Origin of the sequence: Phyllobacterium sp. CCNWLW183, assembly GCF_037203775.1 — a bacterium.
GTDB lineage: Bacteria > Pseudomonadota > Alphaproteobacteria > Rhizobiales > Rhizobiaceae > Phyllobacterium > Phyllobacterium ifriqiyense.
Map to the genome: position 1 here is coordinate 249,299 of NZ_JBBCBN010000002.1, position 26,265 is coordinate 275,563.

The following is a 26,265-nucleotide window of genomic DNA, read 5'->3' on the forward strand; positions in this document are numbered from 1 at the left end:
GGCCAAGCCCTTTAATCTGCTTTTCTGTATACTATACTTGTCAGGAAAACAGCAGGGAGGAAAGTTTGCGACGTGCACTCATGGAAGCAGGATCGCCCGCTCCCCACGCATCAAAAAACTGCAAGAGTTGCTTTCGCGCGCCGTCCTCGTTCCAATTGCGATCTGCCTTCATGATGGCGAGAAGATGGTCAGCCGCCTCATCACGTTGATCCTTGGCGTTGAGTATCATGGCCAGATCATATCGTGCCTGATGGTCAGCCGGATTGGCCTCAAGGCGAGCTTCCAAGGCCGTTGGATCTCCGAGTTCAGCCACTTGTAGGGCCAGTGCAATTTTGGCTTGAGCGGCCCTAACTCCCGCATCCTCTTTCCCGGCTGGCGGCACCATGTCCAGCGTCGCCTGTGCCGTCGGGATATCACCAAGCTCGATCAGGCAATTTGCAAGACCTGCAAGTGCCGCCAGATGATCGGGAACCTCGGCAAGCACAGCAGAATAAATCTGGCCGGCCTGTTCAAAATCAGCAGCCTCGACCATTTGAGCCGCAGCAGCAAGCGCATCCTTTATCGCTTCGTCACGTCCACCATTTGGTGAGGAAATCTTATCGATGAATTCCTTCACCTTGGATTCGGGCAAGGCGCCCATAAATCCATCTACGGGTTTGCCATCAGAAAACGCGATCACCGCAGGTATTGATTGAATACCCAGCTGCCCGGCAATCGCCGGATGATCGTCAATGTTCATTTTGACAAGTTTGACGCGACCGCCAGCCGCCTGAACCGCCTTTTCCAGAATTGGAGTGAGCTGCTTGCAGGGCCCGCACCACGGAGCCCAGAAATCAACAAGGACGGGCTGTTTCTTTGATTCAGCAATAACATCGGCCGAAAATGCAGCGGTTGTCGTATCTTTTATGACATCGCCTGCCGGTGCAGAGGCTTCATTGGAACCGAAAGTCAGCGTCGTTGCTGCTGATTCGCTGCCATATCCACCGCTGAACGGATTATCTATATTGCTCATAAAATTCTCCGTCACCTTTGGATGAATTAACTGCCGACATGCCGGCATGTCTAGAACACTCAGTTCGGGTTTTATGCTTCAATTTTCAAGATCAAAGGCGAGTGCCCGGTCTCTTTGAGAAATCTTAAAAGATCGTCCGGGCGTATCGACGTCGTCGCTTCATTGGTCAACGGGTGCGCATTGATCATTTCATGGTGGAACAGGCTTTCGTCAAGGATGACCTTCACATTGCGTTCCACATCATTGATGACACCGAGCACGCTGACAGAGCCTGGAACCAGGCCCAGATACTCCAACAGTTTTTCTGGCTTGCCAAAAGACACTCGGCTCGCTGCGCCAATCTTGGTGTGAATGGTTTTCAAATCCACCTCTGCCTCTTCATCGACTGTCAGCAGAAAGAAATTGTCCTTCTTGTCTTTAAGGAAGAGGTTCTTCGTATGGGCACCGGTAATTTTTCCGCGCAGCGCCTGGGCTTCCGCCACGGTAAAAACCGGGGCGTGGCGAACTGTAGATACCTCAATGCCAAGGTCACTGATAAATTGCATCAGTTCTTCATACGACTTCGGCATCTGCATCCTCCTCAAATTCATCATGCATTTGTAAAACTGTCTAATGGCTCGAGAGCCTTGCCTCAAGCAAAACCCTGAGACTTCGTGAGACAATCGGTAAATTTTACGGATATCGAAAGAAAGTCCAATTTTCCCTGTTGCAATTGGTCTGCGCTTGGGTCATATAGCACCCGCTTCGCAAGACTAACTGGCACATGCGGGAGTAGCTCAGGGGTAGAGCACAACCTTGCCAAGGTTGGGGTCGAGGGTTCGAATCCCTTCTCCCGCTCCAGTTGTCCGAAGATCAAAAGGCTCAGGTTTACCTGGGCCTTTTTGCTTTCCGGAATATCTGACACCAAATATTGCTAATCGCTATGCAATGTCCCGGATCGAATCAAATTCATCCGTGGAATGTCGCGCTTCATCCCATCGCGAAGCTATTTGCCATTTCCTTCTGACGGGCCATAGCATTGGAATGATGTTTGCAATGTCCGGCTAAATAGCTAAACCATTGCTCCATGGCACAGAAGAAAGCTCATGAAGTAGATTCGTTTTTAAAGCGTTTGGATCGCAGTTATCCGATCGTGCTTCTTTACGGGCCCGACAAGGGATTGGTTAGCGAAAGAGCCGACCTCTTCATCACGATGACTGGTTTGGCGAAAGATGACCCTTTCGCGGTTATCCGGCTGGATGCTGATATTGTTCAGGCGGAGCCTGGGCGGCTATCTGACGAAGCCAACACAATATCCATGTTTGGCGGAGAGAGGTTGATCTGGGTGCGAAACGCTTCCGGCCAGAAGGGGCTGGCTGATGCTGTTTCTCATTTGGCGAAAAATCCGCCGATTGCGACCTTCATCCTCATTGAAGCTGGCGATCTCAAGAAAGGCGCAGGCTTGCGGGGCATTGTCGAGCAAAGTGCCAGCGCCATGGCGCTACCCTGCTATAGCGACGACGCGCGCGGCATTGACAGCACGATTGACGACATGTTGACAAAAAACAACCTGCAGATCGCATTGGATGCCCGTAACTTGCTCAAAGAAAGTCTGGGCGGCGACAGACTGGCGACTCGTGCCGAGCTGGAAAAAATCTGTCTTTATGCTCATGGCAAGGAACGGATAACCGTAGAAGATGTTCGTGACATCATAGGTGATGTCAGCGCCACCTCTTACGAAACCATCGTCGATGCAATGATAACGGGTAATCTGAATGATTTTACTTCGGCGTTTGACCGAGTCGTAAACACGGGTAGTCCCAGCTTTTTGATCCTCAGTTCAGCCATACGGCAGTTTCAAGCGTTACAAACGCTCCGTTACGGCATGGAAACCGAAAATAAAAATGCAGCCTCCGCCGTTGCCACGGCGCGCCCGCCCGTTTTCTTTGCACGAAAAAAGCTCATGGAAACAGCCCTTCAGCGCTGGTCCACGGCATCTTGTGCCAGAGCGATCGAGAGGCTGCAAAAGACAGTCCTCGACAGCAGGCGCAATGCTGCTCTCTCGGTTCCAATCATTCGTCAAACAATGATCGCACTTGTGGCAGAAGCTGCCCGGGCTGGGCGCTCAAACGGGCGCTAAGGCTGAAGTCAAATCTCAGGCCAAGCCGCCCCATTTTGTGCGGTTCTGCAAACGCTGGCAAATCTCATCCAACTGCTCAAGCGTGGTGTAGTGAATACGCACGTCGCCACCCTTGTTGAGATGATTGACTGTAACGCGCATACCCATCACATCGGAAAGGAGCTTTTCAAGCGCTTGCGTGTCAGCATCCTTTTCATCAACCGTTTTGGCCTTGGGTGAGGGCTGTTTTCCGCCTTCGCCCTGCGCCAAAGCTTCAGCTTGGCGGACCGACAGGCCGTCACGGACGATCTTATCGGCCAAAGCAGCAGGATTGTCTGCAGTGATCAATGTGCGCGCATGCCCTGCAGAAAGCGAACCATTGGTGATCATATCGCGCACCGGCTCTGGCAATTTCAGCAGCCGAAGCGTATTGGCAACATGACTCCGGCTCTTGCCAATAACCTGCGCCAAGTCAGCTTGCGTGTAGTCGTGATCATCGATAAGTTGTTGATATCCCATACCTTCTTCCAGTGGATTAAGGTCGGCGCGCTGCACATTCTCAATAATGGCAAGCTCGAGGGCAACGCGATCATCGACCTCACGGATGATGACAGGAACTGTGGTAAGACCTGCACGCTGCGCGGCGCGCCACCGGCGCTCACCGGCTATCAGCTCATATCGATCAGCCGAATCCTTGGCCAAACGAACGACCACAGGCTGCACTATTCCGTGTTCGCGGATGGAATTCGTCAAGTCTTCCAAATCGCTTTCCGTAAACAGTCTACGAGGATTGCGTGGATTGCGTGCAATGAATTCAATAGGGATTTGCCGATCCAGCGTTGCGACAGGCGCAGCTGCCTCATCCGGCACACGATCCATCTCTCCGATCAATGCGGCCAGACCACGACCCAAGCGTTTCTTTGAAAGATCTTCATTCATTGTCATAGGCTCTTCAAAAATGTTTCGTTCACGAATCGATTAGGCAGCGCGCAAATGACGCTCTCTCTGTATGACTTCCGACGCCAGCTGCAAATAGGCCTGGCTGCCGGCACACTTCAAGTCATACAAAATGGCAGGAATTCCATAAGAGGGCGCTTCAGAAACACGGACATTCCTCGGAATTACCGTCCGATAGACCTTATCGCCCATAAAGGATCGGACATCGTCGACCACCTGGGTCGCCAAATTGTTTCGCCCATCATACATTGTTAGAACAATGCCTTGAATCATTAGTGCGGGATTAAGCGACGTACGCACTTGGCTAACGGTCTCGAGCAATTGGCTCAAGCCCTCGAGAGCGAAAAACTCGCATTGCAACGGCACAAGCACCGAATCCGCGGTCGCCATGGCATTCATCGTCAACAGATTGAGCGATGGCGGACAGTCTATAAGGATATAGGTGAAAGCCGATGTTGACGAATTACCTCTAAATGCTTTCCGCAGCCGAGTCGCGCGATCAGCTGCGTTAGCGATTTCCATTTCAACACCAAGAAGATCCAAAGTTGAGGGTATCAAGGAAAGGCTTGGCACAGCCGTAGGCACCGCAGCTTCTTCCACGGTGGCCGTTTGCATCAAGACATCGTAAGATGATATCGCTCGGCTCTTTCGATCAACACCTAGGCCGGTACTCGCATTTCCCTGCGGATCAAGATCAACAATGAGCACATTTTCGCCGATTGCCGCCAACGCGGTCGCGAGGTTAATTGCGGTCGTCGTCTTACCCACGCCGCCCTTCTGATTTGCTATTGTTATAATGCGAGTCTGGTTATTCATTGGCTTTTCCTGAACACTAAACTGTTCGTTGCCGATAAAATGGAGTATTAGGTGGCGCGGTTTTTAAAGTCTGCAGAGATTGCTTATCTGCAAAACCACAGAATCTTTATCGACAACGCTTCTATGTTCTACCAGATCAAAGGTCCAGTCGTCACGAGTTTCGTCGATTTCCCGGCGGTAATCCCTACCTTTTTGAAAAAGCGCTGTTGCTCCTCCGATTAGCCAAGGTTCAGCGAGCACGAATAACTCTTTCAAAGAGGCGAGGGCGCGGGCCGTTATTATCTCAGGAGTAGCAATCTTCTGCCATACCGCGTCAATTCTGGCCGCGTGAACCGTGCCTGGAGCAGAAGCTTGACCAATAGCTGTACGCAGGAATGCGGCCTTCTTGGAATTGCTTTCGACAAGATCAATCCTGCTACCAACTGACTGCTTCAGAAAAATAGCAAGGACAACACCCGGAAATCCACCGCCGGAGCCAAGATCAAGCCAGACCTTAGCATCTGGGGCCAGGCGATAGAGCTGTGCACTATCAAGGATATGCCTTTCCCAAAGTTGATCAAGGGTGGAAGGCGACGCCAAATTTATCGCTTTGGACCACTTTCTGAAAAGTGTCTCAAAAGCAAATAAATCCTCCAATGTTTCACGTGAAACATGTGGAACGATTTCTTGCAGGCTTTTTTCGCGATTTTTGGTCACGCCACATTCCGTGTGGACGTGCGTCTTATTTGCGTAATGATCAGGGCTAGAGCCGCGGGTGTCATGCCGTCAATTCGTTGTGCCTCAGCTATCGACTTCGGTTGCCGTTGCCTAAGCTTTTGTTTTAGTTCATTCGATAATCCGGCTGTGGCTTCGAAATCTATTCCCGCAGGAATCGTCAGCATTTCATCCCGCTGCATGGCGGCGACATCGCTTTTCTGGCGTTCGAGATAAACAGCATATTGCGCCTCAATTTCTAGCGCTTCGCCGATACGTGGCTCGATAGCAGCCAACTCAGGCCAAATATCTTTCACACGCTGCAAATCAATATCGGGAAAAGCCATCAGATCGTAAGCCGAGCGTCGAACGCCATCCTGGTTTAGGCGCAATCCCATATTCGCAGCCGCGGAGGGCGTAATCATCAAATTTTTGGCCAAATCACGCGCAAGGTCGAGCGCCTCAGTACGTTGCTTGAAGCGTTGCTCACGCTCTTTCCCCAAAATCCCGAGACGAGAAGCCAGAGGAGTTAGACGCTCATCAGCATTATCAGCGCGCAAAGACAATCTGAACTCGGCGCGCGACGTAAACATGCGATATGGTTCGCTCACGCCGCGAGAAGTAAGATCATCAACCATTACGCCAATATAGGCGTCGGTGCGTTGCATTATAATCGGCTCGGTTCCACTCGCCAGGCGGGCTGCATTGAGACCAGCCAGGAGTCCCTGCGCAGCCGCTTCTTCATACCCGGTCGTTCCATTGATCTGGCCCGCCAGGAAGAATCCCTTGACCCGGCGAGTTTGCAGAGTCCGGTCCAACTCACGCGCATCAATAAAGTCGTATTCGATTGCGTAACCCGGCTGCAGCATTGTCGCATGTTCGAGGCCAGGAATCGTTTTGAGTATATCGAGCTGAACGCTTTCCGGTAGGGAGGTGGAAATTCCGTTAGGATAAACCGTATCGTCGTCTAATCCTTCCGGCTCCAGAAATATCTGATGACCATCCCGATCGCCGAATTTTACGATCTTGTCTTCGATCGACGGGCAATAGCGTGGGCCTATCCCTTCGATAGAGCCGGAATACATTGCGGATCGATGAATATTCGCCCGGATCACCTCATGCGTGGCCGCGGTTGTTCGGGTTATGCCGCAGTCTATCTGTGGATTGTTAATCCTATCCGTCATCAAGGAAAATGGCAGAGGATTCTCATCGGCCGACTGGGTTTCAAGACTCTTCCAGTCTATCGACTTTCCATCAAGCCGGGGCGGTGTTCCCGTTTTCAATCGTCCTAGTGCGAAGCCTTGTTGAAGCAGCGTCTCAGACAATCCAAGGGCAGGGGCCTCGCCCATGCGTCCTGCAGGAATTTTCTTCTCGCCAATATGGATTAACCCTCGAAGGAAGGTCCCGGTAGTTAAAACAACCGCTGCACAATCGAGAACACGTCCATCCATCAACTGGACGCCCTTCACACGGCCATCGCTTATAATGAGGTCATTTGCTCCGCCTTCAATAACGGTAAGGTTTTCCTGCTCTTGGATCGCACGTTGCATTGCCAGTCGATACAGCTTGCGATCTGCTTGTGTGCGAGGGCCGCGTACAGCTGGCCCCTTGCGGCGATTGAGCAACCTGAACTGGATACCGGCAGCGTCAGCCACGCGCCCCATCAGCCCATCCATAGCATCAATTTCCCTGACGAGGTGGCCTTTACCCAGGCCGCCAATCGCGGGATTGCATGACATAACGCCGATAGTTTCTGCGCGGTGAGTGACCAGTGCCGTATTTGCGCCAAGACGTGCCGCAGCAGCGGCGGCCTCACAGCCCGCATGCCCACCACCGATAATGATGACGTCAAATGATCTATGCACGATGCAAAACTTTCTGGATTCGATTTGAACTCTTGATGATCAAAACAGCGCCCTGAGTCAAGTATAACCGGATGAATGGTGTTTCACGTGAAACAATTTGTCTAGTTCTGTATAGATTATCGTATGGCATCGCCGGATGTTTCTCGTCGTCGGCAGCCTGTCCGGAACGGGAGCTAAAGTTACTGCCAAATGTTTCACGTGAATCATTTCCCTATGCAGAATTGCGAAAACACAACGTCCAATATGTCTTCCACGTCGACATCCCCGGTTATGCGTCCCAGAGAGTATGAAGCCCGTCTTAAATATTCGGCGCGAACTTCCAGGGGCGCTGCTATATCCTCAATAGCAGCGCGAAGCTCAATACTCGCCTCGTTGAGCAACTCCATATGTCTACGCCGAGTGGGGAGTGGGTCAGAAATGTCCCCCGCTGCTGCTTCGGCCTTTTGCGATAGAAGCCTCAAAAGGGCGTCAACGCCTGCATTAGTGCGTGTGGAAATTACCAGATCATACTCACCGATTTCGGATTCGGTCACCAGATCCGCCTTCGTGCCAATTCTTAGTACGTTCTTTGTCAAAGGCACATCGTCCAACGGGATAGGATCGGACAAATCTGTGACGCTCAAGATCAAGTCAGCGGAGTGAGCTCGGTCGAGCGCTCGCTCTATACCCATCATTTCCACCGCTCCAGTGGTATTGCGAATTCCGGCTGTATCCGTAATCAGGACAGTGATCCCGGAAAGATCGAGCTTAATCTCAATCAGATCACGGGTTGTGCCTGGCTCGTCAGACACAATGGCAACGTCGCTACCGGCCAAAATATTGAGCAGGGAAGATTTACCAGCATTGGGAGCCCCAATAATAACGACTCTGTAGCCATCTCTCACAATTGCCCCGCGCCTTCCGTCGCCCACATGTTTAGTAATACGCCCGGCGAGATCTGCCATTTGTTCCCAAACCAAGTCGGAAACTGAACCGGGGACATCTGACTCGTCGGCGAAGTCCAGTTCAGCCTCTATGAGGGCGCGGGCGCGGATGAGTTCCGAGCGCCAGCCCGAATATAGCTGTGCCTGAGCGCCGGATGATATTTGTAGAGCCAATCGTCTTTGGCTGTCTGTTTCAGCGGCGATGAGGTCTGCCAGTCCTTCTGCTGCTGTCAGATCAAATTTGCCATTTGCATAAGCTCGCCGGGAAAACTCTCCAGCTTCTGCCATTCTGCACCCGTCAAATCCGTACAGAGCGGTAATCATAGCATCCACCACGGCCTTGCCACCGTGAAGGTGAAACTCGGCGCAATCTTCTCCTGTAAAACTGTGCGGAGCGGGGAAGAACACTACCAGACCGCGATCAATCAAATCGCCATCGCTGCTCTTGAAGGAGGATAGCTTAGTCAGGCGTGGTTCCGTTAGGCTACCACAGATCGTTTCGACTACGAATCGAGTTCGTGAGCCTGATATTCGTATGACGGCTATGCCCGAGGGCAGGCGCCCACTTGATAGGGCAAAGATGGTATCTTCAAAGATATGCATTTTAATCAGTTCCTACTACACAGGCCTTGATAACCCTCTTAGTGTAGTTGGGAAAGGGTGAGGTGATCCATGTCCGAGGCAGCTAATCTGCTGGGTAATCAATCCAGCCCCTATTTGCGGCAACATGCCGATAATCCCGTTCACTGGCGGCCTTGGGGCAGGGCAGCGCTGGACGAAGCTATCCTGACGAATAAACCAATTCTCCTCTCCGTAGGTTATGCTGCGTGTCATTGGTGCCATGTCATGGCCCATGAATGTTTTGAGGACAATGAAGTCGCGGCGCTAATGAACGAGCTTTACATCAACATCAAGGTTGATCGCGAGGAACGGCCCGACATTGATCAGATTTATATGGCGGCTCTCGGCGCCATGGGCGAACAGGGTGGCTGGCCGCTCACAATGTTTTTAACACCTGAGGGAAAGCCATTTTGGGGAGGTACCTATTTTCCGAAGCATTCCCATTATGGCAGGCCCGGATTTCTTGATGTTTTACGTTCCATTGACGGCGCCTGGCGCAATGACCGCCAACGCGTGGAACAGAACGTTATTGCCCTGACCCAGCACATTGGTGCGCGGCTCAATGCCCAGGCAGAAGAAACAAAGCTTGATCCGGCTTTGATCAACCAGTTCGCGTCTAACATTTTCGGGGCAATGGATACTGTCAAAGGCGGTCTGACCGGATCTCCCAAGTTTCCGAGCGCCCCTTTCATGGACACAATCTGGCTTTCGTGGCTCCGCACTGGCGATTCAACGCACCGGGATATCTTTTTGAAAAGCCTCCAGACCATGCTTCAAGGAGGAATCTACGATCATCTCGGTGGCGGCCTATCCCGATATTCTGTCGATGATGCATGGCTTGTGCCGCATTTTGAAAAAATGCTTTACGACAATGCGCAGCTTATAAGACATGCCACCTATGCCTTTTGCCAGACAGGAAATTATTTGTTTCGTCAGCGAATCGACGAGACGGTTGCTTGGCTCCAGCGCGAGATGATTGTCGATAGCCGATTTGCTTCCAGTCTTGATGCGGACAGTGAAGGCGAAGAGGGACGCTTTTATGTTTGGCAAGACGCCGAAATTCCGACAACAGATGAATTCCAACACTTTCGTGAAGTGTATGATGTTACTGAAGAGGGCAACTGGGAAGGTAAGAACATTCTTAATCGCTTGCAATCCATCAATCTCCTGGATGCTTCGTCGGAAGACAATCTGGCAAAAGCCCGAGACAGACTCTTCAAAGCACGCGAAGCGCGCATTCGTCCTGGCCGTGATGACAAAGCCTTGACCGATTGGAACGGGCTAATGATACGGGCTCTTGCAGAGGCCGGGCGTACATTTGAGAGAAGTGATTGGATTAATATTGCGACAGACGCATACCGTTCCATATCCGAATCGATGGTGGACGGGCGACTGCCGCACTCGGTACTTGGAAATTCGCGTTTGTTTCCTGCGCTGTCATCTGACTACGCCGCCATGATAAATGCGGCAATATCACTCCACCAGGCAACACAGAACGCTGATTTCATCAATCATGCAAAGCATTGGAAGGATATGCTGGACCGTTGGCATCAAGATGAATATGGGCTTTATTCCCTTAGTGCTAACGATAGTACGGACACTATTATCCGGGTTCGAGGCGATCAGGATGAGGCCGTGCCAAGCGCCACAAGCCAGATCATCGAAGCTTTGGCGCGGCTGGCATTGGTAACTAGCGATGACGAGCTGCGGTTGCGCACCATTTCGATCACAGAAAAAGCCCTCGGGCGCATCCTGCAACAACGTTACGGACAAGCGGGAATCCTCAATAGTGCCGGGCTAATGCTCGACCAGATAAAGCTTGTGATCGTAACATCAGACAAAGATCATCCTCTCATGAGGATGGCCGATCGCATTGCCGATCCACGCCGGATTGATCTATGGATCGAACATAGAGAAAACCGGAAGATTGAGTTGGTTGCCGGCGGTGGTGAGGTTACAATAAATAAACCCGCAGCATTTTTGTGCCGCGGGTTTGTTTGTCTTCCACCGGTCGAGACAGAAGCAGAGCTCGAAGAGCTGTTGCGATCCAGCTTTTAGGTATTCATATTGTCGAAGAAGTCGCTGTTGGTCTTGGTCTGCTTCAACTTGTCGATAAGGAATTCGATCGCGTCTGTTGTGCCCATTGGAGCAAGGATACGACGCAAGACGAAAATCTTCTGCAGATCCTGACGTGGAACCAGCAGGTCTTCCTTACGCGTACCGGACTTGAGAATATCCATTGACGGGAAGATGCGCTTGTCGGCAACCTTACGGTCAAGCACGATTTCCGAGTTGCCCGTGCCCTTGAATTCTTCAAAGATGACTTCATCCATACGGCTACCGGTATCGATAAGCGCCGTCGCGATAATGGTTAGCGAACCACCTTCTTCAATATTACGGGCAGCACCAAAGAAACGCTTGGGGCGCTGCAATGCATTAGCGTCAACACCACCGGTCAAGACCTTACCGGATGATGGCACGACAGTGTTGTAGGCGCGGCCGAGACGCGTGATCGAATCGAGCAGGATGACAACGTCGCGCCCGTGTTCGACAAGACGCTTGGCCTTTTCTATGACCATTTCCGCAACTTGCACGTGACGGGATGCCGGCTCGTCGAAAGTGGAAGAGACAACTTCTCCCTTCACGGAACGCTGCATGTCTGTCACTTCTTCCGGGCGTTCATCGATCAGCAGGACAATCAGATAACATTCAGGATGATTGGCAGTAATTGAGTGGGCAATATTCTGCAAAAGAACAGTTTTACCAGTACGCGGCGGTGCAACGATAAGCCCGCGCTGACCTTTACCAAGTGGTGCCACAAGATCAATGACACGAGCCGAAAGATCCTTGGTAGTCGGATTTTCCAACTCCATCTTGAATCGTTCATTTGGATAAAGCGGTGTCAGATTATCGAAATGGATCTTGTGACGGATCTTTTCAGGGTCTTCAAAATTGACTGTATTTACTTTCAGAAGCGCGAAATATCGTTCGCCTTCCTTTGGCCCGCGGATCGGACCTTCAACTGTATCGCCCGTCTTCAGGGAAAAGCGGCGAATCTGCGAGGGTGAGATATAGATATCATCGGGGCCCGGGAGATAGTTTGCATTGGCGGAGCGCATAAAGCCGAACCCGTCCTGCAAAATCTCAACCACGCCTTCGCCGATAATCTCAACTTCCTGAGCAGCAAGCTTTTTGAGGATCGCAAACATCAATTCCTGTTTGCGCATGACACTGGCGTTTTCCACTTCCAGCGTCTCCGCGAAAGCCAAAAGATCTACCGCGGTTTTGTTCTTAAGTTCTTGTAGTTTCATTTCCTGCATGTGTGCGGAACTCTAATTCTTGTTGTTTGAAATGGGGAAGGGAAATGACGATGCCTGAATGCAGTGCCATGATGACATGGCCGGTGATGCTATGGCGGTATTTCCGTAGGAAGAGCCCCTATTTAGCTAATAGACCAGCCAAGGGCAAGAGGTTTCATGAGTCCTATTGATATAAGACTGTTGTTTTTATGATGAATCAAAATGGCCTAATAATGACCATGATCACAATAACAATCATGAGCAATGTAGGTACTTCATTCATCAACCGCCAGAAACGCGCAGATTTTTCATTCCGATCTTCTGCAAATAACCGGACCGCCTTTGTGAAAAAGCCATGTACGCCGGATAGAAGAATGACTGCCAGAAACTTCACGTGAAACCAGCCGTCCAGATATGCCTGACTTTGCCAGGCCAGCCAGAGGCCTGCAATCCATGTCAGTCCCATGGCTGGATTTATAATCGCTTTGAGAAGTCGATTCTCCATCAGTTTGAATGTCTCAGACTGAACGGAGCCAGTTTCAGCAGCGCAGTGATAAACGAAAAGACGTGGAAGATAGAGCATGCCCGCCATCCACGATATGACCGCAATGACATGGATTGCCTTGACCCAAAGATATGCTCTGTCCGGATAGATTAAAACCAGGCCAACTGCTGCAATAGCCACTGCCGCCATGATCAGGAGCGGTAAAACAGGGACATTTTGGCTTGTGTCTGATGAACTGGTCAAAACTCTCTCCCTATCTATGCGTCAGGCGTACGCGATTAATCATTTGTTCGACGTGGGAAACAGGTGCATCGGGTGTAATGCCATGGCCAAGATTAAAGATAAGCGGTCCATGACCCAGCGACTCCAATATGGCATCCACACCGGCATCGATTGCTTTTCCGCCTGCAACAACGCGCAATGGATCAAGATTTCCCTGGACTGCACCATCGCCTTGCAATGATGAAGCCATTGAAAGCGGTACGGTCCAATCCAGTCCAAGCGCGGTCACACCAGTACGCTGCCTATAATTGGTGTAGAGCGCCCCGGCTCCCTTTGGAAAGCCTATAATCGGAACATTCGGATGTACAGCGCGTACCTTTCTGACAATCTTTTCGACTGGCGCTATGCAAAATTCCTCAAAGCAGGCCTCGTCAAGCACACCTGACCAGCTGTCAAAGATTTGAACCGCATCCGCACCTGCATTAATCTGACGTATCAGATATTCTGCCGAAACATCCGAAAGCTCATCAAGCAGCTTCCTGAAGGCTTCAGGTTCCCGATAGGCGAACAACCGAGCCGGAGCCTGATCCGGCGTGCCGTGACCCGCGATCATATAGGTCGCTACGGTCCAGGGAGCCCCACAGAAGCCGAGGAGTGTTGTTTCAGCAGGCAATTGCTGTCTCAGCAGACGAACCGTCTCATAGACCGGCTCCAGCCTGTCTGCAGCACCGGCAGATTCCAGCCAGAATATTCCATCCTTATCGATCGGCGTCATCAAAGGGCCACGCCCTTCTTCAAAACGAAGGTCCCGGCCAAGAGCATGAGGCACAACAAGAATATCTGAAAACAGGATAGCCGCATCAAAACCAAAACGGCGAATTGGCTGCAAAGTTACTTCAACTGCCAGATCGGGAGAATAGCACAGGTCGAGAAACGTCCCGGCGTTCTTTCTGACTTCCCTATATTCGGGAAGATAACGACCTGCTTGTCGCATCATCCAGATCGGAGGTGGAAAAACAGTTTCACCTCTCAAGACTTTCATCACTTTGCGATCGGACATTAGGTGATCCCTCTCCCTGGCCTTTCTTAAAAAAGAAATTCAGATCTATTTTGGATTTTCTGATTCTTAGAGTCTGTTAGTAGCGGGAATTAACACATTGTCAGAATTTTCCCACAGCAAACAATCAGCGCTGTTCCAAGAGCAAACAATTACACCCTAATGGCAGGATAGCAGGGAAAAAACAAAATTATAAACAATTTCAAATTGTTACAATGATATTGGTTCTGAATACATTGTGGATAATGGACCAATAATAGACGAAAAGTCGCAACAATCCACAGTATCCGAATGCCAACGGCGATGTTGCGCACAGGTGAGCTCATTGTGGATGACTTGCCAACAATCCACATGGCTGCCATCTCTTGGGAAAGTTCTGCCTATTTGTCCCCATTCATCAACAGGACATGGAAATTTCTGTGACGAAACCGGTTAACTACTTTCATCTTCACATGATTTCTGATGCGACCGGAGAGACTCTCATCGCAGCGGGGCGGGCCGCATCAGCGCAATATGCCCATGCACGGGCTATTGAGCATGTTTATCCCCTCATTCGGACGGAAAAACAGATACGCAAAGTGCTTGAGGGTATCGATGCGGAACCCGGAATTGTTCTTTACACGATTGTCGACCAAAGGCTTGCGGCGATGATTGATGACAGTTGCGCTGAACTGGGCGTGCCTTGCGTTTCCGTACTCGAACCCGTGCTCACGCTGTTTCAATCTTACCTCGGCGCTCCCGCTGGACGCAGGGTAGGCGCACAGCATGTGCTCAATGCTGAATATTTTCAGCGAATTGATGCACTCAACTTCACGATGGAACATGATGACGGGCAGTTGCCGCCAGATATTGAAGAAGCAGATGTCATTCTGATCGGTATTTCGCGCACATCAAAAACGCCTACAAGCATCTATCTTGCCAATCGGGGCATAAAAACGGTCAATGTGCCAATCGTTGTCGGCGTACCGGTGCCTGATGCTCTTGTGAACTCACAAAAGCCCCTGATTGTGGGGCTGGTCGCATCGGCGGAGCGTATTTCCCAGGTTCGCCAACATCGTGTGCTTGGGGCCACTCAAGGCTTTGATGCCGATCATTATCTCGACAGGGCAAATATTATCGAGGAATTGACCTATGCTCGCCAAATCTGTCACAGGCACAATTGGCCAATGATCGACGTATCGAGGCGTTCAATTGAAGAAACAGCTGCCGCCGTGCTCGCTCTACGGGCGCAAGGTCGGTAGCTGAACATGACACAAGAGAAAAACATGGACATTATACTCGCCTCAAAAAGCCCTTTCCGTGCAATGTTGCTGAAAAATGCCGGGGTGAAGTTCACGGCGCAATCAGCAAACATTGACGAACGCGCAGTCGAAGCTCCTCTCTATAATAGCGGCGCAACACCGGAAGATGTTGCTTTGGTACTGGCAGAGGCAAAGGCACTTGATGTCAGTGAACGCAATTCATCGGCGCTGGTTATTGGTTCGGATCAAACATTGTCGCTTGGCGACGAAGTCTTGCATAAGCCGGAAGATATGGAGGCAGCCCGCCGCCAATTGTTGAAGCTTTCCGGCCAGACCCATCATCTCAATAGCGCTGTGGTGCTTTGCAAAGATGGTCAGACCCTTTGGAGGCATGTGTCAGTGGCTCGGATGACATTGCGCAATCTAACACCAGAGTTCATTGGCCGGCATTTGTCTCGTGTAGGGTCCGTGGCATTACAAAGCGTTGGCGCTTATCAGTTCGAGGGCGAGGGGGTGCAATTGTTCGAGAGAGTCGATGGCGACTACTTTACTATTGTAGGATTGCCGCTTCTGCCGCTGCTTGCGGAACTGCGCAAGCAAGGAGCAATTGATGCGTAAAGCTTTCGTAACCGGATTTCCGATCAAACACTCCCGGTCGCCATTGATTCACGGCCATTGGCTGAAAAAATTCAATCTTCCAGGTTCATATGAAGCCATTGAAGTAGCCCCGGACAGCTTTCCTGCATTTCTCAACAGTTTAAAAGACAATGATTATGTCGGCGGCAATGTCACCATTCCGCATAAGGAAATGGCGTTTGCTTTATGTCAGAGACGCGAACCCGCAGCCGAAGAGATCGGTGCAGTCAATACATTATGGTTTGAAGGCGGACAACTTTGCGGCGGTAATACCGATGCCTACGGGTTTCTCGCAAATCTCGATGCCAGTAGTCCCGGATGGGATAAACACAAAACTGCATTGGTACTTGGGGCCGGAGGAGCTAGCCGGGCAATTATTTACGCTCTTAAACAACGTGGACTGACAGATATCCGAATCGTCAACCGGACTCTGACAAGGGCTGAAGAATTGGCCGATCGATTTGGCTCAGGGATCAGCGCGCATGAATGGATTGCCGTGCCGGAACTGCTGCAGGATGTCTCCCTCATCGTGAATACAACATCGTTGGGAATGGAAGGCAAGGAGAGCCTGTCAATCGATCTTTTTGATGTAAGGCGCGATGCGCTGGTAACGGACATTGTTTATGTCCCGCTTGAAACGCCATTGCTAAAGGCTGCCCATATGGCTGGATTAAAGACAGTTGATGGTCTCGGCATGCTTTTACATCAGGCGGTGCCAGGATTTGAACATTGGTTTGGTGTTCGACCAGAGGTGACTGCGGAGTTGCGTAACGTTATCCTCGCCGACATGAATGGCGGCCAGAAACCATGATCGTCCTTGGTCTAACCGGATCAATCGGTATGGGAAAATCCACGACTGCCCAGATGTTTCTGGATGCAGGAGTTCCTGTCTATTCGGCCGATGAAACTGTGCACCGGCTTTACAGTGGAAAGGCCGCTCCTCTGATCGAACAGGATTTTCCTGGCACGACAAGCGATGGCGAGGTTGACCGCGTAAAATTATCGGCAGCCGTTATGGGTAAGCCGGAGGCATTGCAACGGCTGGAGGAGATCGTTCATCCGCTTGTTCGCACCGAAGAGAACAGATTTCGGCAGGACTCAGAAAATAGCGGAGCCAAACTTGTCCTTCTGGATATTCCTTTGCTTTTTGAGACTGGAGCCGAAAAGCGGGTGGATAAGGTTTTGGTTGTTACCGCGCCCAAAGAAGTACAGCGGGAAAGAGTGCTTGCCCGCGAAGGCATGACGGAGGATAAACTCGAGGCCATACTCGCCAGGCAAGTACCGGACGCTGAAAAGCGCAACCGCGCCGACTTTATCATTGATACAAGTCAGGGGCTTGTAGCAGTGCGTGAGCATGTTCAACAAATCATACACTCATTGGTGGATATGTCTGCGGACTGACCACCCTGTGACATCACAGCCTTGCAAGAGTTGAGAAAGTCGTGGAATTTAGGCCAAAGGTGATTCCATGCGCGAAATTATATTTGATACGGAAACGACAGGTCTCGACCGGCTGGATGATCGCATCATCGAAATCGGCGGCGTAGAGCTTGTTAACCGATTTCCGACAGGGCGCACATTTCACGTTTATATCAATCCTGAAGGAAGAGCGGTTAATCCAGAAGCGCTGGCGGTTCATGGAATCAGCAATGAACAATTGCTCGATAAGCCCTTATTTGCCGGAATTCTTCAGGATTTTCTCGATTTCATCGACGGCGCAAAGTTGATCGCGCACAACGCGACCTTCGATATGGGATTCATCAACGCCGAGCTGAACCGGTTGGGACATCCACCAATCCACAATGATCGCGTTGTCGATACGCTGGCGCTGGCGCGTCGCAAGCACCCTATGGGGCCAAACTCGCTTGATGCTTTGTGCCGGCGTTACGGCATCGATAATAGCCATCGCACCATGCACGGTGCGCTTCTGGATTCTCAGTTGCTGGCCGAAGTTTACATTGAGCTTATTGGCGGCAAACAAACGGCGCTGGGTCTGACAGTCTCCGACCAGACAAAAAACCGGAATGAGGCAGGGGAAAGCGCCGCGATCATTATCATGCAACGCAAGGTGGCTTTGCCGTCACGGTTGAGCGAAGCAGAAAAGCTTGCGCATGCCGCCCTTGTGGCCAAACTTGGCGAAAAAGCCATCTGGAACGAGCGCATAGAAGCGCAATAAAAAACCCGGGACCAGCCCGGGTTTAATAACTCATCCTGTCAGATTTAGCTGACTTTGGCCTTGGCCTGTTCCTCAGCCATGCGCTGCTGGAACATTTGCGCGAAATCAATCGGGTCGATCATGAGTGGAGGGAAACCGCCATTGCGGGTGGCTTCAGCGATGATCTGGCGTGCAAAAGGAAACAGCAGGCGAGGGCATTCAATGAAAAGCAATGGCAGAAGGTGCTCTTGAGGAAAGCCCTCAAGCCGGAACACGCCGCCATAAACCAATTCTGCGTTGAACAGAACTTCCTTGCCTTCCGCAGCCTTGGCGGAAAGGGTCAGAACAACGTCAAAATCATTCTCGGCAATAGGATTGGCATTCACGTTGACATTGATGCTGATGCCAGGAGCCTTGTCACGCGGGCGCAGCGACAGCGGCGAGCCAGGGCTTTCGAAGGAAAGATCCTTCACATATTGCGCCAGGATATTCAGGGTCTGTGGCTGGACAGTACCGTTGCCATTGCCGTTCTCTGCGTTTTCATCAGCCATTGTCTGGAAACCTTTTAATGTTGCATCCGCCGTAGCGGTCTAGAAAATCAATGGTGGCTGGCTAGCATGTGTTGTTTGGCGAGGCAAGCTGCCCGCTCTAATCCTATCGTTCCATATATCGGGCAAACCTTACTTATCAGCCTTCCAAGGGGATTCGGGATCAGGCTTGCTGGTATAATCTTCCGGGTTGAGATCAATGACATTTTCCTTGATCCGTGTTTGCCGTGTGCCAGTTGGCCGCCGGCTACCGGAATTCACCACCACGACTCTGTCACTGATGCAGCGCCAACCCAGATCCCGCACAGCTGGAATGAACAACAGCAAACCAATAATGTCCGTGATGAAACCGGGAATTATCAGCAGCAGCGCAGCAAAAAATAGCATCACGCCATGGACAAGCTCTCGTTTTGGAGAGCGTCCTGCAGCCGTTTCCTCGCGTATTTTCTGGATCAGGCCAAAGCCTTGCAAGCGCAACAGGAATACACCGACAAACATTGCCAGAATAATCAGGCCGAGCGTTGCCAGAACACCAATCTCGTTTCCAACGAGGATGAAGCCGGCTATTTCCAGAAATGGCAGCGCCAGCAGGAACAGAGGAATAAGAGATCGCAAACTATTTTACCTTTCAAAGGACATATCCGGCTATTATGGATAGCTCATGTCAATTTCATGCCTATATAGGTAAGCGTGAAGAGTATTTGTATGATTGCAATTGGCAATCTATATGTTTTTGATATTTCGACGAAAGATCGAAAGCGGAAACGAACATCTGGATGAGTGGCAAGCGATATGGAATATCTGGACTTTGGAACAATCTTTTTCTTCGTAGCGGCTGTGGTGATCTTTCTCCAGTTGCGCAAAGTCCTTGGCCGCCGCACCGGAAGCGAACGTCCGCCTTTCAATCCCTATACGCGAACCTCGGAAGCAGACGACAAGGCGAAGCCCGGTGACAATGTTGTTGCATTGCCCAGGCGCGGTGAAGCCAAAGCGAATGATTTCGAGAAAATCGATAGTCTGGCAAAGCCGGGGACGCCGTTGAACGATGGTTTGCGCGCAATTCAAGCTGCTGACCCCACATTCGAACCGGAAAAATTCCTTGATGGTTCAAAGATGGCTTATGAAATGATTGTTATGTCGTTCGCCGATGGTGATCGCAAAACCTTGAAATCCTTGCTGTCGAGAGAAGTCTTTGACGGCTTTGTCTCAGCTATCACCGACCGCGAGTCGCGCGGGGAGAAGGTTCAGTCATCCTTCGTCGGTATCAATAAGGCCGAGATTATTGGCGCCGAGATGAAAGGTAATGAATCCCACGTCACTGTTCGCATCATTAGCGAGCTTATCTCGGCGACGCTGGACAAGGATGACGCGGTCATTGATGGCGATAAGGAAGCCGTTGTTGAAGTGAAGGATGTGTGGACCTTTGCCCGTGACACGAAATCCAGGGATCCGAACTGGAAGCTTGTGGCCACCGAAGCCGAAGACTGACCTTTTGAGATCAGAGAATATGTTATCGCCCCTGTTGCAACCGGTGGACTTTAATAATTGCCCCGGTTGGGAGGAGGATAATCAGCTCGAGGCGTTCAAAGCCTTTCGGCGCTCAGCCCACCATGTTCTGGAAAAGCCCTATAAATCAGGATCGCTTGGCATTTCATTTGAAGCGCTTAAGCCAATTTTTGCTGATTCACGTGAAACAATTGTCGAAACAGACGCGCAAGCCCGCCAATTTTTCGCCAGATGGTTCCGGCCCGCTTTTATAAAACCTGACAGTTCGGCAAGCGGTTTTGTTACCGGGTTTTACGAACCGGAAGTTATTGCATCCCCGATCCGCACCCGGGAATATCCCGTTCCATTTCTCAGGCGGCCTGCCGATCTGATCGATATAGATGATGACAACCGTCCCGCCGGGCTTGATCCCTATTTTGCTTTTGCCCGGCAGACCCGGGATGGACCTGTCGAATATTTCGATCGCCAGGCGATCGAAAGCGGTGCCCTTGAGGGGCAAGGGCTCGAAATCGCTTTCGTGAACAGTATTATCGATGCGTTCTTTATCCATGTTCAAGGTGCCGCACGGCTTAAGATGCTTGATGGCAGTCTGCGCCGTATAACCTATGCGGCAAAGTCCGGACATCGTTTCACGGGCGTCGGCAAGATATTGCTGGATCGCGGCGAAATCGAACCCGAAAATATTTCGATGCAGTCGATCCGCAAATGGCTCGCGGATAATCCGGAACAGGCGCAGGCACTCTTGTGGAACAACCACTCTTACATTTTTTTCCGGGAAGCCCCGGTTGTTGAGAGAGATCTCGGGCCAATTGCAGCGGCAAAGGTGCCGCTCATGGGTGGCCGTTCCATGGCTGTTGACCGGCTTCTCCATACATTCGGCACGCCATTTTATATTCATGCTCCCGACTTGGACGCATTTGGAGGTAAAAGTTTTTCCCGTCTTATGATCGCGCAGGATACCGGATCGGCAATTGTCGGACCCGCCCGCGGCGATCTTTTCGCAGGTTCCGGTGATGAGGCTGGCGAGATAGCTGGTGTTATTCGGCACAATGCAGATTTCTATGTACTGGTGCCGCGTTGCCTGTTGGGTTCAAGCCAATGAAAAAAAAGGCAACACCAGAATTTGCCACGCTTGAAGACCGGATACTTTGGGAAACGGTTGCCAAGACAGCGCGCCCTCTCAAGGGTAAGGATAAGCCGATTTTCTTGGCGGATGAAGCTGACAATACGGAACAGCAACCTTCTGCTCCCGAAAGGCCAAAACAACAGGCACCCGTATTTCCTGCAAAACCGGCACCCAGGCCTCATCTGCTCCATCCACTCGACAAACCTACCCATAAGAAAATCGCCAAGGGCCGCGTGGTCATAGAAGGTCGCATTGATCTTCACGGGCTGACGCAAAGCGAGGCCTATGGTTTGCTGCTCGGTTTCCTGCAACGTGCTCATTTGCGGAAACTACGTCATGTGCTTGTCATCACGGGCAAAGGATCATCTTTCGGAAGTGATGGTGTGCTTCGCCAAGCCGTGCCTTTATGGTTTACAACTCCGGCTTTTCGCATTCTGGTCAATGGCTATGAGGATGCTGCGCGCAATCATGGCGGGACCGGAGCGATTTATGTCCGTTTGCGGCGCGAGGCATCATGACCCCCTTTGGTCAAAGGTTGCGGGATTTGCGCCAGGAACGCGGCGTCTCGCAAAAGGACATGGCGAAAGCCATAGGCGTTTCAGCGGCCTATCTTTCGGCGCTTGAACATGGGCGTCGTGGCCAACCGACATGGGACAAGCTCCAGCGCATCATTCAGTATTTCAATATTATCTGGGATGAGGCGGAGGAATTGCAGAGACTGGCTCTGATTTCGCAACCCCGTGTAACGATCGATACGGGTGGGCTTTCGCCGTCTGTAACTGAGCTTGCAAATCTGCTTGCCATGCGGATTGAGGATATGGATCAGGAAACGACGCAGTTGTTCATTGGCAAGTTGAAACTGCTGCCCCCCAGACGCAAACGCTAGCTTGCCTGCGCCTGTTTGCTTGAAATGCTTTAGAAAAGCGCCTTAAGCTGATCAGCCTTCTCATTGACCAGCCAACCATAATAGTTTTCTTCCGGCATTTGCAGCGGTTCGCCATTGGCAACACGTTGTGCGTTGATATTTGCCAGAGCCCGAGCGCGCGCATCCGCGCCGCCTGTATTATAAAGTGTCGCTGTCAAACCGGGATTCTTGGATATATCGAGATCCGCAACCCGCCTATACACATCGATCGAGTGTTTCAATGTTGCCGCCATATAGGGCAACGTCAGGTCAGGATCCATGATTGTCTTGTAAACTTCACTGGCATTATCCGCATCAAGACGCGGCAATCCCGAATAGCGGTTGACCATGTCCGTCATTTGCAATGCGACAAGCGGGCTGAGCTGGCCTAAGCCGAAACTCTGGCCGGCATAGAATGGCTGGAAGAAAACCGCGCTCAGGCGATTGTTCGGGTAGCTGATCCCGCCGACATTATTCCCGCGAAAAGTAGTATCCCAGACATTCTCCCGGCATGACCAAAGGCGCAGGCTGTCCTTAAACTTATTGCATTCAGCAAACTGGGGTCGCTTGACAAAATCACCAATGGTTTCTCCCTTATAGTCAAAGCTGAGGCCTTGTTTCAGATATGAAACCGCCTTGACGTAATAGGTCTGCAACCTGTCATAGGCATCGACATTGTAGGTGTGTTCACCGACCAAGGCGCCGGCAACATGAACGGGATCAATGCCATAGGTTCTGGAAACGCTGGCAATTTTTGATCGCAGCTTCGTGTCGCTCTTCAGCAGGCCGTAAATTTTTTGATATTTGGCCTCATAGGTGGTGTTCATCTCGCGCGTCCGTTTGGCGGAAGCGGCTGGCACGCCAGGCTGACTTGCATTGCGATTGCCCTCCGGAACCATGGTTACGGCCAATGCGGATTGGGCAGTTACGGAAAACAGCAAAAAACAGCTGGTTGCAAAAAGGCAAAGGGTTCGTTTCATCATCGATCCAGAAATCCAGTCAGAAGCCCGCAATAGCGGCTTGTTCAGACGAAAGCCAGAAAAACCTCAATCTGGATATCAAGTCAGTTCACTGTGCGGGGACTGGGCAACTCATGTCGCCTTCCTCGCACTTCAAATAGGATTTCAGATCTTCGATGCGTGATGCAGTCAAACCGTTCAGACATATGGACTGCATCATGGGGTATACGCTGCCATCTGCACTTCCCGATGTTGAAAAATTGCACTCTGCATCACGAAAGGCAACCCAAGCCTTTTGAGCAGTCACAAGCAGTTTCGTTGTTTGCGCATCGTCTTTCAGGCGAGCAGTAATCTGTCTGTAAAGCGCATTCAACTGGGTGTCTGAGTGCTTATAGGTATTGCTGTAACATTCGTTGAGATCCGCTTGGCTGCTATTAGGCTTGTCACAGGATTCAGCCGAAAGGGCAGCAGGCACGGTCGTGAAAAGTATGATGAGCGTCAGAACGGATTGCAAGAAACGCATGGGATATCTCCTGTTGCGACTCGCCCATTAAATAAGAAATCGCGATGGTTTTCCATCGCGATTTCCCTTATTTGCAATGCTAGAGAATGAAACGCGAAAGATCAGCGTTTTTAGCCATGTCGCCGATAGTCTCGCGCACATATTTGGCATCGACCGTGTACTCAGCTCCGGATTTGTCCGGCGCATTGAACGAAATCTCATCCAGCACGCGCTCCATAACCGTCTGCAGACGCCGTGCTCCGATATTCTCGATGGTCGAATTGAGATCAACGGCAATATCGGCCAATGCATCAATTGCATCATCGGTAATATCGAGTTTGACCTCTTCAGTCGCCATCAACGCAATATATTGCTTGAGCAGGCTTGCTTCCGGCTCCGTCAGGATGCGGCGCATGTCATCGCGTGTAAGGGCGCTAAGCTCGACACGGATGGGCAAGCGGCCTTGCAATTCCGGCAACAGATCGGAAGGCTTGGACACATGGAACGCCCCTGACGCGATGAACAGGATGTGATCGGTCTTGATCGGACCATATTTGGTCGCGACCGTCGTTCCTTCCACGAGCGGCAACAGATCGCGCTGCACGCCTTCACGCGATACGCCTGCACCCATTCCGCCGTCACGCGCTGCAATCTTGTCGATTTCGTCAAGGAAGACGATGCCGTCATTCTCGGCGGACCGTAGCGCTTCCTGTGTGATCTGATCCTGATCGAGAAGTTTATCCGACTCGTCATTGATCAAGACACCATAGGACTCCTTGACGGTGGTTTTGACCGTCTTGGTGCGTCCGCCCATAGCTTTGCCAAGCATGTCGCTGAGATTGAGGACGCCGATATTTGCACCGGGCATGCCGGGTAGTTCAAAGCTTGGCGAGCCGGAGTCGGCAATCTCGACTTCGATTTCCTTGTCGTCGATCAGGCCATCCCGCAGTTTCTTGCGGAAGCTGTCACGGGTTGCAGGGCTGGCGGTCTTGCCGACCAGTGCGTCAAGTACACGCTCTTCCGCATTGACATGGGCCTTGGCCTTCACATCTTCACGCTTTTTCTCGCGTACAAGCCCGATGGAAACCTCGACCAGATCACGAATAATCTGTTCAACGTCACGGCCCACATAGCCGACTTCGGTAAACTTGGTTGCTTCAACCTTGATGAACGGCGCGCCCGCAAGCTTGGCGAGACGACGTGAGATTTCCGTTTTGCCGACGCCAGTCGGTCCGATCATCAAAATGTTCTTGGGCATGACCTCTTCGCGCATCTGGCCTTCCAGCTGCTGGCGACGCCAACGGTTACGTAACGCAATAGCAACGGCACGTTTTGCGTCATTCTGGCCGATAATATAACGATCAAGTTCGGAGACGATTTCTCTTGGAGAAAATGTTGTCATTGGATTCTCGTTTCTTCCTGCCCGTCTTCGGGCCAAATTTCCAAATTATCCCGTGCCATCATAAGGGCGGGACCATAAATTGACGTCCTCGTATCAAATGCCGCAAAGCCAGCCTTTTCATAGACCCTGATTGCCCGCTTATTGGCCGGGTCCGGATCGACGATCACGCGTGGCACCCCTTCTTCGAACAGGAGCGATACGAATTCATCGATCAGCCGTGCACCATGCCCTTGGCCGATAAGGTCCGGCTCACCAATCATCAGGTCGATCCCAAGTGTTCCGCTCGGCTGATCCTGGTAAGGATGATCATCCTCAAGATGTGGATCATAGGTCTGGAGATAGCCGATAGGCTCGTCACCAAGCATGATTATGAATGGCTCAACCGAAATACTATCCATATGGTCCGCGATGTCGGCCAATTCCTTTTCAGGATCTTCGTTCCACCACTGTGCCACATGCGGTTCTGCCAGCCATTGCGAAATCATATTCAGATGGCGTGGTTCAACCGGGATGAAGCGGTAACGAAACTTCTGTCCGGATTCTAGTTCAGGCGGCATCAAGCGACTCAAGCGTTACACTTGTATTTGTGTAAATGCAGATATCAGCTGCAATCTGCATGGAACGGCGGGCGATTTCTTCTGCGCTCCTGTCCGTATCGATCAATGCCTTTGCTGCTGCCAGGGCAAAATTGCCACCAGAACCAATGGCCATTACGCCATACTCAGGCTCGAGCACATCGCCATTACCGGTAAGCGCGAGCGTAACCGATTTGTCGGCGACCAGCATCATGGCTTCGAGGCGGCGCAAATACCGGTCTGTACGCCAATCCTTGGCAAGTTCGACACATGCGCGCATCAACTGATCAGGATATTGTTCAAGTTTGGATTCGAGCCGTTCAAGCAATGTGAAGGCATCTGCTGTAGCACCGGCAAAACCGGCAATGACATTGCCCTTGCCGATACGGCGTACCTTGCGGGCATTGCCTTTCATAACAGTATTGCCGAGGCTGACTTGTCCGTCGCCGGCGATCACCACCTTACCGTCCTTGCGGACAGTTACGATGGTGGTTCCATACATGGTGGAGGGGTTGTGTTCTTGCATATTAACTCCTTAAGCGCGTTCGCCTGTACCCTAATCAAAGCAGTGCAGCGAACCCCTTCTGTTCCACTTATGTATGATGCCGCTACGGAAATGCAAATGAGTCTATAACCCTAAGCC

The 26,265-nt window shown here is 51.3% G+C and carries 28 protein-coding genes and 1 tRNA gene; 12 read left to right on the forward strand and 17 right to left on the reverse strand.

Features of this window, described 5'->3' with window-relative positions; genetic code table 11:
• Positions 1 to 40: 40 nt before the first annotated feature.
• Both trxA and V9K95_RS07000 read right to left on the reverse strand, forming a co-directional pair.
• Positions 41 to 1,012, reverse strand: coding sequence for a thioredoxin (gene trxA, locus V9K95_RS06995; protein WP_115054489.1), 972 nt, complete (start codon positions 1,010 to 1,012; stop codon positions 41 to 43).
• Between the two features lie 71 nt (positions 1,013 to 1,083).
• Positions 1,084 to 1,581, reverse strand: coding sequence for a prolyl-tRNA synthetase associated domain-containing protein (locus V9K95_RS07000; protein ID WP_307281459.1), 498 nt, complete (start codon positions 1,579 to 1,581; stop codon positions 1,084 to 1,086).
• A gap of 196 nt (positions 1,582 to 1,777) precedes the next feature.
• Here V9K95_RS07000 and V9K95_RS07005 point away from each other — a divergent pair.
• Both V9K95_RS07005 and holA read left to right on the forward strand, forming a co-directional pair.
• Positions 1,778 to 1,852: transfer RNA gene (locus V9K95_RS07005), tRNA-Gly, on the forward strand.
• Positions 1,853 to 2,078: 226 nt separating this feature from the next.
• On the forward strand, positions 2,079 to 3,131 hold the full coding sequence (holA, locus tag V9K95_RS07010) for a DNA polymerase III subunit delta (RefSeq protein ID WP_307281462.1): 1,053 nt from the start codon (positions 2,079 to 2,081) through the stop codon (positions 3,129 to 3,131).
• Positions 3,132 to 3,146: 15 nt separating this feature from the next.
• Here the strand turns inward: holA and V9K95_RS07015 are convergent, their stop codons facing one another.
• From V9K95_RS07015 to mnmE, 5 genes are all read right to left on the reverse strand, one after another.
• Entirely contained in the window at positions 3,147 to 4,049 is a 903-nt protein-coding gene (locus V9K95_RS07015) for a ParB/RepB/Spo0J family partition protein (RefSeq protein WP_307286286.1), read from the reverse strand.
• 39 nt (positions 4,050 to 4,088) lie between these two features.
• Positions 4,089 to 4,883, reverse strand: a complete 795-nt coding sequence (locus tag V9K95_RS07020; RefSeq protein WP_115054493.1) for a ParA family protein — start codon at positions 4,881 to 4,883, stop codon at positions 4,089 to 4,091.
• Positions 4,884 to 4,946: 63 nt separating this feature from the next.
• Positions 4,947 to 5,579 carry a 16S rRNA (guanine(527)-N(7))-methyltransferase RsmG gene (gene rsmG / locus V9K95_RS07025; protein WP_336440333.1) on the reverse strand — a complete coding sequence of 211 codons (633 nt, stop codon included), beginning with the start codon at positions 5,577 to 5,579 and terminating at the stop codon, positions 4,947 to 4,949.
• Positions 5,576 to 7,441, reverse strand: coding sequence for a tRNA uridine-5-carboxymethylaminomethyl(34) synthesis enzyme MnmG (mnmG, locus tag V9K95_RS07030; RefSeq protein ID WP_336440332.1), 1,866 nt, complete (start codon positions 7,439 to 7,441; stop codon positions 5,576 to 5,578). Before mnmG ends, rsmG begins: the two co-directional genes overlap by 4 nt.
• Positions 7,442 to 7,644: 203 nt before the next feature.
• On the reverse strand, positions 7,645 to 8,976 hold the full coding sequence (gene mnmE, locus V9K95_RS07035; protein ID WP_336440498.1) for a tRNA uridine-5-carboxymethylaminomethyl(34) synthesis GTPase MnmE: 1,332 nt from the start codon (positions 8,974 to 8,976) through the stop codon (positions 7,645 to 7,647).
• Positions 8,977 to 9,036: 60 nt separating this feature from the next.
• Between mnmE and V9K95_RS07040 the strand changes: the two genes are divergently transcribed.
• The gene (locus V9K95_RS07040) at positions 9,037 to 11,043 is read left to right on the forward strand and encodes a thioredoxin domain-containing protein (protein WP_336440331.1); all 2,007 of its coding nucleotides are present in this window, start codon (positions 9,037 to 9,039) and stop codon (positions 11,041 to 11,043) included.
• On the opposite strand, the gene rho is transcribed toward V9K95_RS07040, so the two are convergent.
• The 3 genes from rho to hemE form a co-directional block, all read right to left on the reverse strand.
• Entirely contained in the window at positions 11,040 to 12,305 is a 1,266-nt protein-coding gene (rho, locus tag V9K95_RS07045) for a transcription termination factor Rho (protein WP_115054498.1), read from the reverse strand. The two genes, V9K95_RS07040 and rho, sit on opposite strands and share 4 nt — an antisense overlap.
• A 196-nt stretch (positions 12,306 to 12,501) precedes the next feature.
• A complete protein-coding gene (hemJ, locus tag V9K95_RS07050) occupies positions 12,502 to 12,978 on the reverse strand; it encodes a protoporphyrinogen oxidase HemJ (RefSeq protein WP_336440497.1) in 477 nt (158 codons plus the stop codon).
• A 64-nt stretch (positions 12,979 to 13,042) separates the two neighbouring features.
• Complete coding sequence (gene hemE / locus V9K95_RS07055; RefSeq protein WP_336440330.1) at positions 13,043 to 14,071, reverse strand: uroporphyrinogen decarboxylase; 1,029 nt, start codon at positions 14,069 to 14,071, stop codon at positions 13,043 to 13,045.
• A 416-nt stretch (positions 14,072 to 14,487) separates the two neighbouring features.
• Here hemE and V9K95_RS07060 point away from each other — a divergent pair, with 416 nt between their 5' ends.
• From V9K95_RS07060 to dnaQ, 5 genes are all read left to right on the forward strand, one after another.
• Positions 14,488 to 15,309: a pyruvate, water dikinase regulatory protein gene (locus tag V9K95_RS07060; protein WP_307281482.1), complete on the forward strand. Its 822-nt coding sequence runs from the start codon at positions 14,488 to 14,490 to the stop codon at positions 15,307 to 15,309.
• A gap of 24 nt (positions 15,310 to 15,333) precedes the next feature.
• Complete coding sequence (locus V9K95_RS07065) at positions 15,334 to 15,927, forward strand: Maf-like protein (protein WP_370878745.1); 594 nt, start codon at positions 15,334 to 15,336, stop codon at positions 15,925 to 15,927.
• Positions 15,920 to 16,756: a shikimate dehydrogenase gene (locus tag V9K95_RS07070; RefSeq protein WP_336440329.1), complete on the forward strand. Its 837-nt coding sequence runs from the start codon at positions 15,920 to 15,922 to the stop codon at positions 16,754 to 16,756. Before V9K95_RS07065 ends, V9K95_RS07070 begins: the two co-directional genes overlap by 8 nt.
• Positions 16,753 to 17,346, forward strand: coding sequence for a dephospho-CoA kinase (coaE, locus tag V9K95_RS07075; protein ID WP_336440328.1), 594 nt, complete (start codon positions 16,753 to 16,755; stop codon positions 17,344 to 17,346). The genes V9K95_RS07070 and coaE overlap by 4 nt, the downstream gene beginning before the upstream one ends.
• A 67-nt stretch (positions 17,347 to 17,413) precedes the next feature.
• Positions 17,414 to 18,121, forward strand: coding sequence for a DNA polymerase III subunit epsilon (gene dnaQ, locus V9K95_RS07080; protein ID WP_336440327.1), 708 nt, complete (start codon positions 17,414 to 17,416; stop codon positions 18,119 to 18,121).
• A gap of 44 nt (positions 18,122 to 18,165) precedes the next feature.
• Here dnaQ and secB read toward each other — a convergent pair whose 3' ends face one another.
• Together secB and V9K95_RS07090 are read right to left on the reverse strand one after the other, a co-directional pair.
• Positions 18,166 to 18,651 (reverse strand): protein-export chaperone SecB, encoded by a 486-nt coding sequence (gene secB, locus V9K95_RS07085; RefSeq protein WP_008127318.1) that lies wholly within the window; start codon positions 18,649 to 18,651, stop codon positions 18,166 to 18,168.
• A 129-nt stretch (positions 18,652 to 18,780) separates the two neighbouring features.
• Entirely contained in the window at positions 18,781 to 19,263 is a 483-nt protein-coding gene (locus V9K95_RS07090; protein ID WP_115054504.1) for an FxsA family protein, read from the reverse strand.
• 177 nt (positions 19,264 to 19,440) lie between these two features.
• On the opposite strand from V9K95_RS07090, the gene V9K95_RS07095 reads away from it, so the two are divergent.
• Genes V9K95_RS07095 through V9K95_RS07110 form a run of 4 tightly spaced genes read left to right on the forward strand, consistent with a single transcriptional unit; the run spans position 19,441 to position 22,166 of the window.
• Positions 19,441 to 20,136, forward strand: coding sequence for a Tim44/TimA family putative adaptor protein (locus V9K95_RS07095; RefSeq protein ID WP_336440326.1), 696 nt, complete (start codon positions 19,441 to 19,443; stop codon positions 20,134 to 20,136).
• Positions 20,137 to 20,155: 19 nt separating this feature from the next.
• Positions 20,156 to 21,256, forward strand: coding sequence for a murein transglycosylase A (gene mltA / locus V9K95_RS07100; protein ID WP_336440325.1), 1,101 nt, complete (start codon positions 20,156 to 20,158; stop codon positions 21,254 to 21,256).
• The gene (locus tag V9K95_RS07105; RefSeq protein WP_336440324.1) at positions 21,253 to 21,798 is read left to right on the forward strand and encodes a Smr/MutS family protein; all 546 of its coding nucleotides are present in this window, start codon (positions 21,253 to 21,255) and stop codon (positions 21,796 to 21,798) included. Before mltA ends, V9K95_RS07105 begins: the two co-directional genes overlap by 4 nt.
• Positions 21,795 to 22,166: a helix-turn-helix domain-containing protein gene (locus tag V9K95_RS07110; protein ID WP_115054508.1), complete on the forward strand. Its 372-nt coding sequence runs from the start codon at positions 21,795 to 21,797 to the stop codon at positions 22,164 to 22,166. Before V9K95_RS07105 ends, V9K95_RS07110 begins: the two co-directional genes overlap by 4 nt.
• A gap of 29 nt (positions 22,167 to 22,195) precedes the next feature.
• On the opposite strand, the gene V9K95_RS07115 is transcribed toward V9K95_RS07110, so the two are convergent.
• The 5 genes from V9K95_RS07115 to hslV all read right to left on the reverse strand — a co-directional run bounded on the left by V9K95_RS07115 (position 22,196) and on the right by hslV (position 26,148).
• Positions 22,196 to 23,164 (reverse strand): DUF1402 family protein, encoded by a 969-nt coding sequence (locus V9K95_RS07115; RefSeq protein WP_115054792.1) that lies wholly within the window; start codon positions 23,162 to 23,164, stop codon positions 22,196 to 22,198.
• An 88-nt stretch (positions 23,165 to 23,252) separates the two neighbouring features.
• The gene (locus tag V9K95_RS07120) at positions 23,253 to 23,666 is read right to left on the reverse strand and encodes a lysozyme inhibitor LprI family protein (RefSeq protein WP_307281511.1); all 414 of its coding nucleotides are present in this window, start codon (positions 23,664 to 23,666) and stop codon (positions 23,253 to 23,255) included.
• Positions 23,667 to 23,745: 79 nt separating this feature from the next.
• A complete protein-coding gene (hslU, locus tag V9K95_RS07125; RefSeq protein ID WP_115054510.1) occupies positions 23,746 to 25,047 on the reverse strand; it encodes an ATP-dependent protease ATPase subunit HslU in 1,302 nt (433 codons plus the stop codon).
• Positions 25,044 to 25,604 (reverse strand): GNAT family N-acetyltransferase, encoded by a 561-nt coding sequence (locus V9K95_RS07130; protein ID WP_336440323.1) that lies wholly within the window; start codon positions 25,602 to 25,604, stop codon positions 25,044 to 25,046. The genes hslU and V9K95_RS07130 overlap by 4 nt, the downstream gene beginning before the upstream one ends.
• Positions 25,594 to 26,148: an ATP-dependent protease subunit HslV gene (gene hslV, locus V9K95_RS07135; protein ID WP_336440322.1), complete on the reverse strand. Its 555-nt coding sequence runs from the start codon at positions 26,146 to 26,148 to the stop codon at positions 25,594 to 25,596. Before hslV ends, V9K95_RS07130 begins: the two co-directional genes overlap by 11 nt.
• Positions 26,149 to 26,265 lie beyond the last annotated feature (117 nt).